Raw genomic sequence first — 15661 nt, forward strand, 5'->3', positions numbered from 1 at the left:
TCTGAAATTGCATATTCTGCCTGTATTCAAATTCGAGACCAGAAAAACGCGCTGATAATTGTCAGGACGATGCCCAGGATTCCCAGCATCACCCACCAGGAAGGGCGATCGCTCAGTGGATCCGTATTGCGTGTGAGATACTCACCACAGATCGGACATGCGACGGCATCCTCATAGACGTCTGCGCCACAATTGCTGCACTCAATGGTCTCTGACTCCGATTCTTCATCGTATCCATCATCGGGACCATATTCGTCAGCATCATATTCAGAATCCCAGTCATCATACATTTGAGTTTATCATCCTCTCGCCAATCCACGGTTGCAAATGAGTATAATGTACAGTGCAGTTTAACCCTATTTCTTTCATCAGCAGGAAAGGGGCTACGATACTCACTATTTTGAGAATTAACAAAACTTTTGCGTTGGATTGTGTGACTCAGTGGTATAAAAACACGGAAGTGTTATTTATTAACTGAAACCTGGCGAACTATGCCCTCTCTTTCAGTTCATGCATCGGCCTCTACTGATGCACCAGCCTGGATGAAGCTTGTCTGAGCTAAGCCTTCCCCAAGCACACCTTCGTGTGCACCCCGATTCGTTTTCATCATTTTATTATTCTAGCTACTGGAGACTCAAGATGCAGCCTCGCAGCATCCGCCCCGTCCGCCCGATGGGTTTCACCCTGATCGAACTTCTTGTCGTGATTGCCATCATTGCGATCCTGATTGCTCTACTATTGCCAGCTGTGCAGCAGGCGCGTGAAGCAGCCCGCCGCAGTACTTGTAAAAACAATGTCAAACAGCTGGGGCTTGCCTTCCATAATTACCATGAAACACATCGCAGCCTGCCTCCCGGTTGGGTTCAACGATCTCTGTCTGCCTCCTGTCAGCCTTCAGCAACCAGTACAGGTAGCTGTCTGCCCGGTTGGGGCTGGAGCACCATGCTGCTGCCATTTCTGGACCAGGCAAACCTCTACAATGCACTGAATGTATCATCGAGCAACCTGAGTGTGACTCCCACGGATCAGACGAAAACCAAAATTCCCCTGTTCCGCTGCCCCTCCGATGTCGGCAGTGATCTGAACGCAGATCGCGGCGGACACGCGACATCCAACTACAAAGGGATTTATGGCAGCCGGGGAACCGGATCAATTAACACCAGTCCACATAACGCCGCAGCCGGAAATGGTTCTTTCTGGTCCAACAGCAATACCAAAATTCGTGATATTACCGACGGCACGAGCAATACACTCCTGATTGGTGAAACCGCACGGGGTCGCGTAGGGGCGAATACCTACAATGGTGGCATCTGGGTCGGTTACTATGACAACGGTAAAACAGCATCCTGCGTTTGGAAAACGGAAAACCACCCTGGTTCACTAATCAATGGTACGCTGGCGTGGGCCTTCAGCAGTCAGCACACTGGTGGGGCTCACTTCCTGCTGGCCGATGGCGGGGTTCGATTTATCAGTGAAAATATTGACGGCACAACCTACGAAAACCTCGGAAAGATCAGTGACGGAAATGTCATTGGTGAATTCTGATCTCAGTAATTGATCCAGACTGATCCTCCGGGATCACAGATTTAAATAACAGAGCCCCGATACAAAACATGTATCGGGGCTCTATCTCATTTCAGGATCTCGCCTGTTTACAGAATAAACTTACTGAGATCTTCATCTTCCACGATCGTGTGCAGTTTCTGCTGCACATACGCGGCATCGATGACGATCTTCTTCGTCTTCAAATCTGGTGCTTCATAACTGACCTCTTCCAGTAACCGTTCCAGAATTGTATGCAGGCGACGGGCACCGATGTTCTGAGTCGTCTGGTTGACCTGGAAAGCGATGTCCGCCAGCGCTTCCAGCCCATCCTGTTCGAACTTCACATCGACGCCTTCTGTTTTGAGCAGTGCCTGATACTGCATGGTAATTGAACTCGACGGTTCTGTCAGAATCCGCAGAAAATCTTCTCGCGTCAGTTCCTGCAGCTCGACGCGAATCGGAAAGCGCCCCTGCAGTTCGGGCATCAGATCTGACGGCTTGGTACGGTGAAAGGCCCCCGCGGCGATAAACAGCATGTAATCTGTTTTTACGGAACCACTGCGCGTCTGCACGGTCGTTCCTTCGACGATGGGAAGCAAATCGCGCTGCACCCCCTGGCGACTGACATCACCGCTGCGATTTCCCCCTTCTTCGGAAGTACAGATCTTGTCAATTTCGTCGATAAACACAATGCCGTGCCGCTCTGCGAGATCCACCGCTTCCTCGGCAATCGCATCCTTGTCCATCAATCCTTCCACTTCCTGTTCCAGCAGAACCTTGCGGGCCTCTTTGACCATCATCTTACGATGCTTGCTCTGCTGAGGCATGATGCGTTCAAACATGCCCTGCAGGTCGACATCCATCTGGTCCATGCCCATATTTGAAAAGACCTGCACGGGAGAGTTTTTCTGCTCCACCGAGATTTCCACTTCTTTTTCTTCCAGGGCGCCCTGGAGGAGCATTGTGCGAAACTTGTCGCGGGTGCGCTCGTAGCGTTCCTGCGAATCTTCTTCCTTAACCTCTTCGGTGGATTCACGGAAAGATGATTCCCATTCCGGGCGGGGGATCAGGAGATCCAGCAGGCGTTCTTCGACACGAGCCTTGGCTTTATCCACCAGCTCAACCCGTTTTTTCTCACGCACCAGATTCTTGGCAGAGTCTACCAGGTCACGAATCATGCTTTCGACATCGCGGCCGTAGTAACCAACCTCTGTGTATTTGGTCGCTTCAACTTTGATAAAAGGTGCATCAATGAGCTGAGCCAGCCGCCGGGTAATTTCCGTCTTCCCGACCCCCGTTGGTCCGATCATCACGATGTTCTTCGGGGTAATTTCCTTGCGAAGCTCATCAGGCAACTGTTGCCAGCGCCAGCGGTTTCGCAGTGCGATTGCTACGGCGCGTTTGGCATCATCCTGACCAACAATATGTTTATCCAGTTCGGCAACAATCTGCCGGGGCGTTAGTTCGTGCACTCCAACTCCTCCACGATAATATTATTATTCGTATAGATATCGATTTCTGATGCGATACCCAACGAGTTCTTGACGATTTCCGGGGCGGACAGATCTGAATGCCTCACCAGAGCGCGGGCAGCCGCAGTCGCGTAGTTGCCCCCCGAACCAATGCCAATCACTCCATCCGAAGGAACAACGACATCCCCCTGCCCGGTAATCAGCAGACTGTGTTCGGTGTTAACCACAATAATCAGCGCTTCCAGCTTCCGCAGGACGCGATCAGTCCGCCAGTCACGTGCAAGCTCAGTTGCTGCGCGAGGCATATTTCCGGGATAGTCCCGGGCTTTGACTTCAAACCGTTCCAGCAGCGAAAAGGCATCTGCGGTAGACCCGGCGAACCCACACACAATCTGGCCATCCAGAATTTTGCGGATCTTGCGAGTATCACTCTTCATAACGGTATCGCCGTGCGTGACCTGTCCATCACCGCCGATCGCCACTTTGCCGCCATGACGCACTGTCAGGATCGTTGTCGAACGCCACTTCTTTTTATCTTTGGAACTCATAACTGCTGTTTCTTAATAAGATTCTGATAGAAGAACTCTGATCACGTTAGCGGGTAGACACCATAGAACAGAGACGACAGACATGCAAGCATCCGGTATCTGAATCATAGTCCCCCGGGTTTGCGTTTTTCAATCGCAGCCGGAATACATGCGCGGTGTTTTATCTTAGACTCAACGCTGAGATCATCGTCAGGGATCACTGAGACAGGGAAAATAGCCTCGATTGCGCAGGAAAACAGCCCTGACTCACATGGAGCAGGGCTGTTCTGTCGATTCAGTGATGATCAGACGAACTGGACACTTAAGCCAGTACACCATGAGCCACGTGACCGGCCACATCGGTCAGGCGGAAATCGCGACCGGCATATCGATAGGTCAGCTTTTCATGGTCCATGCCCAGAATGTGTAGCAGTGTGGCATGGAAATCGTGAATATGCATTTTATCTTTGGTGGCGTAATAGCCGAATTCATCGGTCGCCCCATACTGGAAGCCGGACTTCACGCCGCCTCCTGCCATCCACATTGTGAACCCTTCGGGATTATGATCGCGACCATTCTTACCTTGAGCAGTAGGAGTCCGGCCGAATTCACCACCCCAGACCACGAGCGTATCTTTGAGCAGACCACGCTGTTTCAGGTCTTTCAAGAGAGCGGCGATCGGCTGGTCGACCTCTTTCGCATTTTTGGTATGCCCTTCAAACAGGTTGCTGTGCTGATCCCACTGGACCTTCTGATCACTGTGAGAAACCTGAATGAAACGTACGCCACGTTCTGCGAAACGACGGGCCATCAGACACTGGCGTCCGAAGTCCGCGGTCTCTTTCTGATCCAGTCCATACATTTTCTGAGTGGCTTCCGATTCATCTGAAATGTCCTGCACTTCGGGTACTTCTTCCTGCATGCGGAAGGCAAGTTCAAAGCTGCCAATGCGGGCATCGAGTACCTGGTTCGGACCGGCTTCATCCTGGTGCATCCGGTTCAGTTCATTCATGAACTCGACCTGCTTCCGCTGTACTTTACGGGAGAGGAAGTTGTTCTTGATATATTCGATCTGAGCGTTTTCCGCAGCGATCGCAGCGTTCCCCAACGGAGTTCCCTGGTACGGGGCTGGCAGAAACGCAGAGCTCCAGTTTTTGACGCCACCATGGGCCAGAGTCGGACAGATGGTAATGAAGCCGGGCAGATTCTGATTTTCCGTGCCCAGGCCGTAAGTCACCCATGAGCCCATACTCGGACGCACAAATGCGTCACTCCCCGTATGCAGTTTCAACAGGGCGCCACCGTGGGCTGCATTAGTGCCGTAGACAGAATTCAGGATACATAAATCATCCACACACTCAGCGACATGAGGAAACAGTTCACTGACATGAATTCCGCTCTCACCATACTGCTTGAATTTCCAGGGCGACTTCAACAGATTGCCGGTCGGTGCAAACTGTACCCGGGGCTTATCGAAAGGCAGCGGCTTGCCATCATACTTCTGTAACTGAGGCTTGTAATCGAACGTGTCCATGTGAGAAGGTCCGCCCTTCATGAACAGGAAGATTACCCGCTTGGCACGCGGCGTAAAATGTGGTTGCCGGGGCGCAAGAGGATCTTTCGATGAGGCAGCCGCTTTTGACTCTTCATTCAACATGGAGAGCAGCGCCAGATTGCCGAAACCAATTGCTGATTTCTTTAACAGATCCCTACGGGAGAACAGTGATTGAGGCAGGATACTCATGGCAGGTCTCGATAATTTATATGAATAATGGATACAGGTAGTGGCTCGCAGCAGTTTCTATCGCAGATAGATGAACTCACTGGAAGCCAGAAATGACTGACAGAGCACCTGCCAGGCACGCGTGATCCGTTGTTCCGAAGATTTCGTTTCCGCCTGCAGTTCCTGTTCAATATCGTCCAGGAAATGCAGAGATTTATTGATTTCCATTTCCGTTGGTTGACGTCCATATGTCTTGAGGAACAGTTTCTGGATCTTCTGTTCCGGAGACAACGCGGTTTCATGCTGAATCTGTTCTGCCATCCGATGGGATGCATTTTCGATCAGATGACTGTTAAGCATGAATAGTGCCTGGGGAGCCACTGTCGTCGACGCCCGGTTCCCGTTGAGCACACTGGCATCCGCATAGTCAAAGAGCATGAACATGCCAAACAGGTGATTACGGATGACAGGCAGATAGAGTGAACGACGGTTGAAATCGTATGTCACGCCATCTTTGGATTCGTGATTGAAGACGAACGCACGGTTGTCAACGTTCATCAATGATCCGCCCATGGTCAGGTCCAGTCCATCACTGACAGCCAGGATAGCATCGCGAATCGATTCTGCTTCCAGACGGCGAATGTCGGCATGCCACATCAGTTGGTTATCGGGATCGATCGCTGCCGCTTTCGCATTCCATTCGCTGCTCATCTGCCAGGTATTCGACAACAGAATTATGCGGTGCAGCTCTTTGAGCGACCAGCCCTCTTCCATTAACGTTGCCGCCATCCAGTCCAACAGACTCTGATTGGTAGGCTTGGCGCCCAGTTTTCCGAAGTTATCGGTGGTCGCAACAATTCCCTTCCCAAAGTGCCAGCGCCAGACCCGGTTCGCAATCACACGCGAGGTTAATGGATGTTCGGGGTTACCCAGCCACTCAGCGAACTTAAGACGACCACTCTGTTCTTTGGGGAATGGAGTTTTGGGTTCGGGAGTCAATACGACAGGCACGTGCCGGGGGACGGTTTCTCCCAGTGTCAGATGACTGCCGCGAATGTGAATCGGTACGTCCGTGGTTTCGCGCTCTGCGGCCCCCAGGGCCGTGGGGATTTCAGGGCGCGTCTTCTTGAGTTTCGCAACTTCGGCTCTAAGTGTTTTCAACTCGGCCTGTGCTGCTTTGGTATAAGCTTCTTCCGGCTTCTTGGGGAGCTGATAGTCTTTTCCTCCCTCTTTCTGCAACCGTTCATTTTCCGCTTTGACCAGTGCAGCAATTTTTGCTTCTTCGCCTTTGATTTTCTCATCCCAGCGGGCCTGTTCCTGTTTCTGCTCAGGAGTGGCCAACGGATTTTCGTACCAGCGAGCAACTTTATTATAGTGCTCCATGATCTTGGTACTTTTAAGAATACCAGCCAGACCATAATAATCGTGAGCCGAGATGGGATCAAACTTATGATCGTGGCAGCGGGCACAGCCCAGTGTCAGCCCCATCATCGAAACGCCGATCGTGTTAATCTGCTCGTCGATGATATCCATCTCCATCTTGGTGGCATCCACTTCCGCCAGAACCTTAGGGCCCAGCGAAAGAAAGCCGGTTGCAATCAGTCGTTCATTCCGCTGTGCAACACTCTCTGCCGGCTCCATCAGGTCGCCAGCCAGTTGTTCTTTAATGAAGACGTCGTAAGGTTTGTCTTTATTGAACGCATTGACAACATAATCCCGATACTTCCAGGCGGTACCGTAGGCAATATTTTCATCGAGACCATTGGAGTCTGCATAGCGGGCGACGTCGAGCCAGTGCCGTCCCCAGTGCTCACCGTAATGCGGCGAAGCAAGCAGACGATCGACAACTTTCTCAAAGGCATTTGGTGAAGTATCGTTGAGGAAGTTTTCGACTTCTTCCTGCGTCGGAGGCAGACCGGTCAGATCAAAGGTCGTCCGGCGAATGAGTGTCCGTTTATCGGCAGGTGAGGCAGGCTGCAGCCCTGCTTCTTCCAGCTTGTGTAATACAAACTGATCGATGGGATTTTTGACCCATGCTTTATTTTTGACTTCGGGCAGTGCCGGTTTACGTACGGGCTGGAAAGACCAGAATTCACGTTCCTTCTCCAGGTCATACTTACCCTTGTCGCTGGCAGCGCGGAGTTTACTTAAGTCTGCGTTCGGATAAGGTGCCCCCATTTTGACCCAGTCACTCAGGTCTTTGATTTCCTGCTTACTCAGCTTCTCATCGGGGGGCATCTGCAGGTCATTCGACTGGTAATTGACAGCCGTGATCAGCAGGCTCTGTTCCGGCTTTCCGGGCACGATCAGCGAACCAGCTTTGCCCCCTTTGGCGATCCCGTCAAAGGTATCGACACGCAGATCTGATTCCTGGGCATCCTCTCCGTGACAGTCATAGCAATGCTTAATCAGCAGAGGACGGATTTTCGATTCGAAGAACTGAATCTGTTCCTGACTCGGTTTCTGTTCGGCTGCGTTGACGGGAGAAAGCGTCAGCAGGCAGACCAGAGCGAACAGCCCGGTAGAACACTGTGTTACGAAAGAAAAGAAACAATCTCGTAAACTCGCAGGCATCTTCATCGTTTTTCCCGGTAGTTTTCAGGTAGGAACCACAGTCTGACGTCGAGGAGCGCTAGCTTCTCACTCGGACACGGTGTGGTCTGGAGTGAAGGTAAGATTTTTTGATGATTGAGCTTATGCTTACCTTCATTATATTCCATCTCGGTTAAAAATCAGCAAAAATACATGGATGTCGTCGAATTCCAGTCGATTTTCTGCCACTGAAATGTGGCTAAATCGCCTAATTTCCGACAAAACTCTTGGATGACGCGTGGTGCAATTCCTTGAGGAAGAGCTCCACATCGTCCATTGTATTGTATCCATGCAGGGCCACACGGATTCGACCGGCGTGGTACATGGGGTGAATCTCTTTACTGTGCAGGTGCTTATAAATCCGCTCTGCTTCCGGGTGCCGGAAAGCGATGATTCCCGCCAGATCTTCTGTCTGTTGGGGCGAAATCAACTCGACACTTGATTCTTTCAGGCCGGCAAGACAGGCTTCCACCAGAGGTGCCGTCGCCTTCTCGATCTTTTCGACCCCGGTTTCTGTGATGTACTGTAAGGCTGCTCGGATCGCATAAACAGCTGGATAGTTGGGCATCCCCACCGTAAAACTGGCCGCCCCTGGCAGACTTTCCGCTTTTTCGAAACGCTGATCTCCAAAAGCGTCTTTCAGATTGAACCAGCCCCCGGCAGGAACGGTCCAATCGCTGGCTTTCTTCGATGGCACACCGACCAGTCCACCTCCATGTGAAGCCAGAATCCACTTGTGAGTGCTGCTGATCACCAGATCGATGTCTTCCAGATCCAATGGGATGCGGCCCAATGCCTGGGTTACATCTAACGCGATCAACGCTGAGGAGTGCTGACGAATCGTCTGAATCACTTCTTTGAGCGGAATCATGAACCCGTTGAAAAAGCTGACCAGGGAAATACTGACCATGCGGGTTTTATCACTGAGCAGGGATTGCAAGTCTTCCAGACGTAGTTCCCAGTCGCGGGCTTCCCAGATTTTGACCGTAGCAGGACAGCTCTGCTGCAACCCGAAAGTGTAGCTGGCGGGGAAGTCCAGATCACTGATGATGACTTCATCCCCCTCCTTCAATTGCAGCGCCTGGTAGGCCAGGTTGAATGCTTCGGAACTGCAGGAACAGATGCTGACTTCGTCCGAACTCAAGCCATACATGCCTGCAATCAGGGACTTGGCAGCATCCCATTGTGCTTCATGAAGTTTGCGTCCATCCATTCCCAACAGCTTATCCTCGAAATACTGATCGAAGGCCGCTTTGACCTGCAGGGGAGGAATCCCTTCTGCAGCTGTATTCAGGTAGGTTCGTCCCTGCAGACTGGGAAAATCCTGATTCCGTGTTTGTAAATCCAGCATGAAAACTCCGTTCGAGAACGCAGGGAAATTAAGCCAGGTCCCCTGCCGGGACAGTTGACTGGTGCAACATAGTCGGTCCAAATTCACTGGAAATCGCTTGAGCACACTCCAGCATCGCGGTTGAAATTCGTGTCGAGTCTTCTGATTCACCCACTTTGAGAATATGAGAAACGCACAACACCGCCAGCAACTTACCATCGGCCCCCAGAATCGGCGTTGCCGTATCGCGTACACCGACAATCAGAGAACTTTCCATCGTCCGGAAACCGGAGCGGCGGGTGGCGGCGAATTCGCTTTCACACTCCTCAATTTCTGAAGCAGTGAGATCGGTCTGTTCCCAGTATTTACTTCGCTGATCAGCTGATAAATATGCCAGCGCGACATGGCCGCTGTTTCGTTCATGCAGTTTGAAACTCGCACCAACGCGAACTGCCAGCGAGACGTCTGCATCGCAGTTTACCCGGGCAATCACCAGCATTTTATTTCGCACAACCAGGTTCAGATGGCACGATTCGTTCAGTTCGTGCGTCAGATTTTCCATATGCGGAGTGGCCCGCGCGATCAGGGCTTCCGTACTGGCGTGCTTGGATCCCAGTTCGAACAGCTTGGTACTCATGCGGTATCCCTGGTTGGCATCACGGATCAGGTACCCCTGCTCATTCAGACAGGCCATGACCCGAAACAGCTCCTGTTTCGTTCGCCCCAGACGGTCTGCAATATCGGTCAGCGATAGTGGCTGAGAGATCCCGGATAACAGTTCCAGTACCTCTAGCCCCTTCTCAAGGGCCGGTACGCGGTAAGACTGTTTTTGTTCTGTACGCTCTAATGTTTTACTCATGAAATATGATTTTACATATAAAACGCGGGTCGTCAAGCACTAATCCTGTCTTTCAGAACAGGGGCGCAAGTTCCATGCAGAAAAAGCCTTAAGACCATTACATTTTAAGGCTGAGGCCAGGAACACAGTGTAAACAGGCGTCTGATCAGCTCAGGGAACGGTGTCGACAAGGTCCTCGACAAGCTTGCGGAGCACTTCGTGCGTGATCTGCATTTCGACCTGAGTTCGTCCCGATTGCCCTTTCTGAGAGGCAAAGCGTTTCAGGCTGAAATTCCCGTTCGAGTGAGAAGACAGCATGATTTCATAATACTTAGCGCCTGTCTTCTGCTGATCGGGTGGAGTGGAGCGAATCAGTACCTGGCCGGCATTTTCGTCGTATTCCAGTGGTCCGATGTTTTCGAGCAGATAAGTGATCCGCTGACAGAGTTTCTGCCCCCACTCTTTGAGCTTGTCAAACGTGGACTGTGACAGTGAGGGTACATTGACGCGGATCTCAAGAACCGAGCAGCTCATGGTGTCGACCGAAGTAAAATCGAGCATGACATCGATTTTGCCGGTCGCTGAGATGGTGACGGTTCGAGGCTGGGCAGAGTGATAGCCTATCAGCTGAGTCAGTTCATGATTGAGTTGGTTTAATACAGACATAGAATATCCTCCTGACGAGGATCTTATTTCTTTTCTTTCGAGTTCGTGGAATGTTTCTTACCGTCATAGTTCAGAATCGTGGGGCGGTCATCCACGACGGTTTCGATGTTTACAGGCCGCTTCCAGATGGAATGCAGGTTGGCCAGCGTGTCCTGAGCATAATCCAGCTTGAGTTCAATTCCCAGGTATTCGTGTTCCAGGTACAGTTCGCCCCGGTTCTTATAGTTTGCATCCTGCACGTAAATAACAGGCCGTCCATGATTGCTGAGGCTGTTCAACAACTGCTGTTTGATCTGTTGAAATTCGCGTGATTGAATCTCATATGTTTTATTCGAATCGTTAAAGCCAAATGAAAACATCCGATGTTTATAACAGAACTCGGGGGTCAGAAACGTATCGATAAATGTAATATCGTTATGGATCCTGCGGACTTCAAAGATTTTCTCCCGACCAAGACCGAGCTCTTTATCCCAGTGTTCTCTTTCATACATGTCGGTGCAGTTATCATACTCCGGACCGAACTGCCCTTTATTCCAGCGTTCCTCTATGTCTTTCAGTAGTTCAATCCCCAGCTTGTAAGGATTGAGTCGGTTCGGGCTCGTGGCCATCGTCCCACTATGATGATCCGCGTAGTTAATCAGACCCTCGTCGGTCAGACCATGGCGGGTCATGATGGTCGAGTGCCAGAAACTGGCCCAGCCTTCATTCATGATCTTGGTCTGTCCCTGCGGCGCGAAGTAGTAAGCTTCGTCACGAATGATCGTCAGAACATCCCGCTGCCAGTCTTCCAGCGGCGCATACTGCAACAGAAAGAACAGCACATCCCGCACACGTTCTTTGGGGAACTTCAGTTGATCAGACAGTTCCATCGCTTTCTGCCGTTTTTGACTCGCTTCTTCTTCCAGAGCATCTTCCGGGTTAATATAGCGATCCATATAGTTCTTGGCAGGGAAACGGCCTCCCGTGCTTTCGGCATCCTCTGCCTTGCGTCTTTGCGTATCAGCCTTCGATTCTGATTTCTGCGTACGTCGAATGTGCGGTGCATAAGGATCGATCAGACTCTCCAGTGACAGACAGGTATCAATGAAGGTCTCGACCTTTTCGTAACCCTGCTCATCAATATGACGATTCACGCGAGTCGCATGATTGGCCATCTGGTCGAGCATCTTGCGGTTTGTATGCGAGAACCAGGCGTTGTTTTTGAAAAAATCACAGTGTCCATACACGTGCGCAATCACCAGTTTCTGGTCGGTGATATCATTGGCACTGAGCAGGTAGGCGTAACAGGGATCTGTATTGATCACCATCTCATAGATCTTCTGCAAACCGTATGAGTAGCCTTTCATCAGCTCGTCATACTGAGCGCCAAACCGCCAGTGTGGATAGCGAATGGGAAACCCACCATAGGCGGCAAACATACTCAGCTCTTCGTAGTCGAGCACTTCAAAGATCGTTTTGAAGAAATCGAGCCCGTAATCCAGCGCGTGCTGTTCCATCTCCTGCTGGATATCGCTGAGTTCTTTAGGTAAAGGGCGATGCGTTGTGACTACCATACGAGCCTCCGTCAGTCGTCAGTAACTGCTCCCCGATTAGAAGCAATCCTGTCGCTGCTATTATTTTCCTGTTCCCAGAAATGTCTTGATCGAGCCGTAGATGCCTTCTTTATCTTCGATTTCTGAAAGAATCAGGTTATCAAACTCTTCTTCGACCTTGCGGAGTTCCTTGATGAAATCTCCGGAGCCATAGGGGCTTCTAACCTGTCCATAACAGAACAGATTACAGACAGGAAACAGATTCTGCTTCAGGCTTTCAATACACTCCGTATTGTCCTCGCCCCAGTTGTCACCATCGGAAAACTGAAAACAGTAAATATTCCAGAGTGCCGGGGGAAAGTCCCGTTTGATGATGTAATCCGCAGCCCGGTAAGCGGATGAGATACGCGTCCCGCCACTTTCACGAACGCGGTAAAACGTATCTTCATCCACTTCATGAGCGACTGCATCATGCACCACATAACGGCGTTCGATACCGTCGTACTGGCGCTTAAGCCAGGTGTCGATCCAGAACGCTTCGGTGCGGACAATCTCTTTCTGAACATCGGTCATGGAACCGGAGACGTCCATCATATAAATCACAGCAGCATTGGTATGCGGTTCGTTAACGGTCTTCCAGCTGCGAAAGCGTTCGTCATCCCGGGTAGGCACGATCATGGGGTCGCGGGGATCATAATTATTGGAGGCGATCATTCGCCGCAAGGCGCGCTTATAGGTCCGCTTGAAATGCCGTAGTGAATCAGGACCGGTTGGCCGGATCGATGTATAACGGTCTTTCTGAGACGTCAGTGCATCGTCGCCTTTCGGCTCAATCCGAGGCAACTCCAGGGCTTCGCCGAGCATGTCGGCCAGTTCCTCGAGGGACATTTCCACTTCGCGGATATGCTGCCCCCGTTCATTTCCGGCCTGTCCCTGACCGTCGCCTTCCGATTTACCGCGACCAATCGGCTGACCGACTTCGCCTTCACCCTGACCGACGCCACCACTCCCTTTTTCACCGTGCTGGAAATGGGGAATCTCGATATTGGGCACGGGAATACTGACCGTTTCCCGGCCTTTGCGTCCCAGCATCTCTCCGTGATTGATATATTTCCGGAGCTGCTGGCGGACCTTCCCTTTGATGATTTTGTCGAACCGTTGCTGGTCCCGATCAATTCTGCGCACCATGCTGTCGAGCCCCTTTCAAAACAGGGAATCAGAGTTAGCAGCGTTTTAAACTCTTCCTTCTCATCCTGTAATCAGAGTCATTTCACTGGTTCAGGTTTCCCTGGCCGCTTAAGCGGCGTCACTGTTCTTCTTGGAATCGCCACGGGCGAAGATACTGGCGACGTACTGCAGCACATCGGTAGCTGATTCTTCGTCGTAGCCGTAATTGCGAATCAGGCGGGCCTTGACGATATCGATCTTCTCCTGCGTATCTGCATCGACCACATTCGAAACCAGGCTGGTCAGCTTGATCGTGTCTTTCTGATCTTCGAACAGTTTCATTTCCAACGCCTTCTGCAGGCGTTCGTTCGTCTTGTAATCGAAGGTCTTACCATCCAGGGACAGCGCTCCGATGTAGTTCATGATCTCACGACGGAAATCATCTTTACGCGTATCGGGAATGTCAATGCGTTCTTCAATCGACCGCATGAGGCGTTCATCCGGCTCTTCGTATTCGCCGGTAAACTTGTTCTTCACACGTTCCTTCTGTGTGTAGGCTTTCACGCTATCGAGATAATTGCCGCACAGACGGGTGAGTGCCTCTTCATCAGCAGCAATCGCACGTTGTACTTCGTTCTTCACGATATCGGTATACTCCTCTTTCACCACGGTGATCAACTGACGATAGTGATCGCGCATTTCATCGTTGGCAATTAAAGAGTGATGCTTGAGCCCCTCATCCAGTTCGTTAAGCAGCATGAACGGGTTCAGGTTGGAGCTATGCGAATTGACCACCAGGGCATTCGAAATCTTATCCTGCACATAGCGGGGTGAGATCCCGAACAGACCTTCGGACTTGGCCTCTTTGCGGAGCTGCTCGACATTTTCTGTCGTGAAGCCCGGCAGAGACCGTCCGTTATAGAGGTGCATTTTCTGAATCAGAGTCAGACCATGATGCTTAGGCGTTTCGAGTCGCGTGAGCACAGCCCACATCGCACCAATTTCCAATGTGTGCGGAGCAATATGTTTCCCACGCACGCGTTTGGAGTTGTAATCCTTCTCGTAGATTTTGACCTCTTCACTCAGCTTGGTGACATAAGGGACGTCGATCTTCACCGTTCGGTCGCGAAGTGCTTCCATAAATTCGTTAGACTGCAGACGACGGTATTCGGGTTCGTTGGTATGCCCGATAATTACCGTGTCGATATCCGTCTGGGCGAATTTTTTCGGTTTAATCTTATGTTCCTGAGAGGCACCCAGCAGGTCGTACAGGAATGCCACATCCAGCTTGAGAACTTCGATAAATTCTATCAGACCTCGGTTGGAGACGTTGAATTCGCCATCGAAGTTGAATGCACGGGGATCACTCTCGCTTCCGTACTGAGCAATCTTGCGATAGTTGATGTCCCCGGTCAGTTCGGTTGAGTCCTGGTTCTTTTCGTCTTTAGGCTGGAACGTACCAATGCCGATCCGGTCCTGTTCAGAAAAGATAATGCGTTTGACAACGATCTGTTCCATGACCTTGGTCCAGTCGCCATCCGCTTTTTCCAGCCGTTCATTAAAAATGAATCGACTCAATGGGCAGACTTCGCCACTGATCTCGACCGAGTACGAGGTTTCATCATCGATGTCTCGCCCCTCGTTCAGGTAACTGCAGAGTTCCTGGCGATACTTCATCGGCACCAGTTGCAGAGGATCGCCATTCATGGGATCCCAGAGAATGGTGCCGTCTTCTTCTTTCCAGCCGAAGGTATAAAGTGCGCCTTCTTCTGTGCGGGAATAACGTTCCAGCCCTTGTTTAAGCAGGCGGGCGATGGTTGATTTTGAACTCCCCACCGGTCCGTGCAGCAACAGTACCCGGCGTTCGCTGCCATACTTGAGTGCAGCAGACTTGAAGACGTTGACCAGTTCCATCAATGGCTTGGACAGACCGAAGATGCCATCGCGGCCGCCGTTAACGGGATCATCAAAGAAGCGGTAGCGGATGAGCCCCTTCTTACCCTCGACGGGATAAGTCCCATAACTCATGATCATGTCGTACACGCGTTGAAACGCGGTGCGAGTCACTCTGTGATCTTTGCGAACAATATCAAGGTACTCATCGAAAGTCCCCTGCCAATGTTCCTGACGAAACAGATCTGAATTCAGTTGACCTGAAATCCGAGTTAAAAATGATCGACCATTTTCCATGGGACTCCTCCTCCTGGCGTCACGACTTGCTTTCTTGCAATTCTCGTGGAAGGCCAATTAGTTCGAGGTAATTGATTTT

Annotated in this window: 12 protein-coding genes; 1 reads left to right on the forward strand and 11 read right to left on the reverse strand. The window is 51.1% G+C overall.

The window, feature by feature from the left end; genetic code table 11:
• Nucleotides 1–26: 26 nt before the first annotated feature.
• Nucleotides 27–290 (reverse strand): zinc ribbon domain-containing protein, encoded by a 264-nt coding sequence (locus HG66A1_RS22140; protein WP_145189140.1) that lies wholly within the window; start codon nucleotides 288–290, stop codon nucleotides 27–29.
• A gap of 349 nt (nucleotides 291–639) precedes the next feature.
• Here HG66A1_RS22140 and HG66A1_RS22145 point away from each other — a divergent pair, with 349 nt between their 5' ends.
• Nucleotides 640–1545: a DUF1559 domain-containing protein gene (locus HG66A1_RS22145; RefSeq protein ID WP_145189143.1), complete on the forward strand. Its 906-nt coding sequence runs from the start codon at nucleotides 640–642 to the stop codon at nucleotides 1543–1545.
• A 107-nt stretch (nucleotides 1546–1652) separates the two neighbouring features.
• On the opposite strand, the gene hslU is transcribed toward HG66A1_RS22145, so the two are convergent.
• The 10 genes from hslU to HG66A1_RS22195 form a co-directional block, all read right to left on the reverse strand.
• On the reverse strand, nucleotides 1653–3017 hold the full coding sequence (gene hslU, locus HG66A1_RS22150; protein WP_145189145.1) for an ATP-dependent protease ATPase subunit HslU: 1365 nt from the start codon (nucleotides 3015–3017) through the stop codon (nucleotides 1653–1655).
• Nucleotides 3005–3565: an ATP-dependent protease subunit HslV gene (hslV, locus tag HG66A1_RS22155; RefSeq protein WP_145189148.1), complete on the reverse strand. Its 561-nt coding sequence runs from the start codon at nucleotides 3563–3565 to the stop codon at nucleotides 3005–3007. The genes hslU and hslV overlap by 13 nt, the downstream gene beginning before the upstream one ends.
• Nucleotides 3566–3866: 301 nt before the next feature.
• On the reverse strand, nucleotides 3867–5288 hold the full coding sequence (locus tag HG66A1_RS22160; protein WP_145042486.1) for a DUF1501 domain-containing protein: 1422 nt from the start codon (nucleotides 5286–5288) through the stop codon (nucleotides 3867–3869).
• Nucleotides 5289–5345: 57 nt separating this feature from the next.
• A complete protein-coding gene (locus tag HG66A1_RS22165; protein ID WP_145189151.1) occupies nucleotides 5346–7847 on the reverse strand; it encodes a PSD1 and planctomycete cytochrome C domain-containing protein in 2502 nt (833 codons plus the stop codon).
• 220 nt (nucleotides 7848–8067) lie between these two features.
• Complete coding sequence (locus HG66A1_RS22170; RefSeq protein WP_145189154.1) at nucleotides 8068–9210, reverse strand: aminotransferase class V-fold PLP-dependent enzyme; 1143 nt, start codon at nucleotides 9208–9210, stop codon at nucleotides 8068–8070.
• Nucleotides 9211–9238: 28 nt separating this feature from the next.
• A complete protein-coding gene (locus HG66A1_RS22175) occupies nucleotides 9239–10048 on the reverse strand; it encodes an IclR family transcriptional regulator (protein WP_145189157.1) in 810 nt (269 codons plus the stop codon).
• 150 nt (nucleotides 10049–10198) lie between these two features.
• On the reverse strand, nucleotides 10199–10693 hold the full coding sequence (locus HG66A1_RS22180; RefSeq protein WP_145189160.1) for a hypothetical protein: 495 nt from the start codon (nucleotides 10691–10693) through the stop codon (nucleotides 10199–10201).
• 23 nt (nucleotides 10694–10716) lie between these two features.
• Nucleotides 10717–12246 carry a SpoVR family protein gene (locus HG66A1_RS22185; RefSeq protein ID WP_145189163.1) on the reverse strand — a complete coding sequence of 510 codons (1530 nt, stop codon included), beginning with the start codon at nucleotides 12244–12246 and terminating at the stop codon, nucleotides 10717–10719.
• Between the two features lie 60 nt (nucleotides 12247–12306).
• Nucleotides 12307–13413: a DUF444 family protein gene (locus HG66A1_RS22190; protein WP_145189166.1), complete on the reverse strand. Its 1107-nt coding sequence runs from the start codon at nucleotides 13411–13413 to the stop codon at nucleotides 12307–12309.
• Nucleotides 13414–13521: 108 nt separating this feature from the next.
• Complete coding sequence (locus HG66A1_RS22195; protein ID WP_145189169.1) at nucleotides 13522–15582, reverse strand: PrkA family serine protein kinase; 2061 nt, start codon at nucleotides 15580–15582, stop codon at nucleotides 13522–13524.
• Nucleotides 15583–15661 lie beyond the last annotated feature (79 nt).

Origin of the sequence: Gimesia chilikensis, assembly GCF_007744075.1 — a bacterium.
GTDB lineage: Bacteria > Planctomycetota > Planctomycetia > Planctomycetales > Planctomycetaceae > Gimesia > Gimesia chilikensis_A.

Bases quoted from the DNA above. Each gene is read 5' to 3' on its own strand.
- HG66A1_RS22160 (WP_145042486.1), bottom strand. From the start codon at position 5,288: ATGAGTATCCTGCCTCAATCACTGTTCTCCCGTAGGGATCTGTTAAAG.
- HG66A1_RS22180 (WP_145189160.1), bottom strand. From the start codon at position 10,693: ATGTCTGTATTAAACCAACTCAATCATGAACTGACTCAGCTGATAGGC.
- HG66A1_RS22185 (WP_145189163.1), bottom strand. From the start codon at position 12,246: ATGGTAGTCACAACGCATCGCCCTTTACCTAAAGAACTCAGCGATATC.
- hslV (WP_145189148.1), bottom strand. From the start codon at position 3,565: ATGAGTTCCAAAGATAAAAAGAAGTGGCGTTCGACAACGATCCTGACA.
- HG66A1_RS22165 (WP_145189151.1), bottom strand. From the start codon at position 7,847: ATGAAGATGCCTGCGAGTTTACGAGATTGTTTCTTTTCTTTCGTAACA.
- HG66A1_RS22170 (WP_145189154.1), bottom strand. From the start codon at position 9,210: ATGCTGGATTTACAAACACGGAATCAGGATTTTCCCAGTCTGCAGGGA.
- HG66A1_RS22195 (WP_145189169.1), bottom strand. From the start codon at position 15,582: ATGGAAAATGGTCGATCATTTTTAACTCGGATTTCAGGTCAACTGAAT.
- HG66A1_RS22175 (WP_145189157.1), bottom strand. From the start codon at position 10,048: ATGAGTAAAACATTAGAGCGTACAGAACAAAAACAGTCTTACCGCGTA.
- HG66A1_RS22140 (WP_145189140.1), bottom strand. From the start codon at position 290: ATGTATGATGACTGGGATTCTGAATATGATGCTGACGAATATGGTCCC.
- HG66A1_RS22190 (WP_145189166.1), bottom strand. From the start codon at position 13,413: ATGGTGCGCAGAATTGATCGGGACCAGCAACGGTTCGACAAAATCATC.
- HG66A1_RS22145 (WP_145189143.1), top strand. From the start codon at position 640: ATGCAGCCTCGCAGCATCCGCCCCGTCCGCCCGATGGGTTTCACCCTG.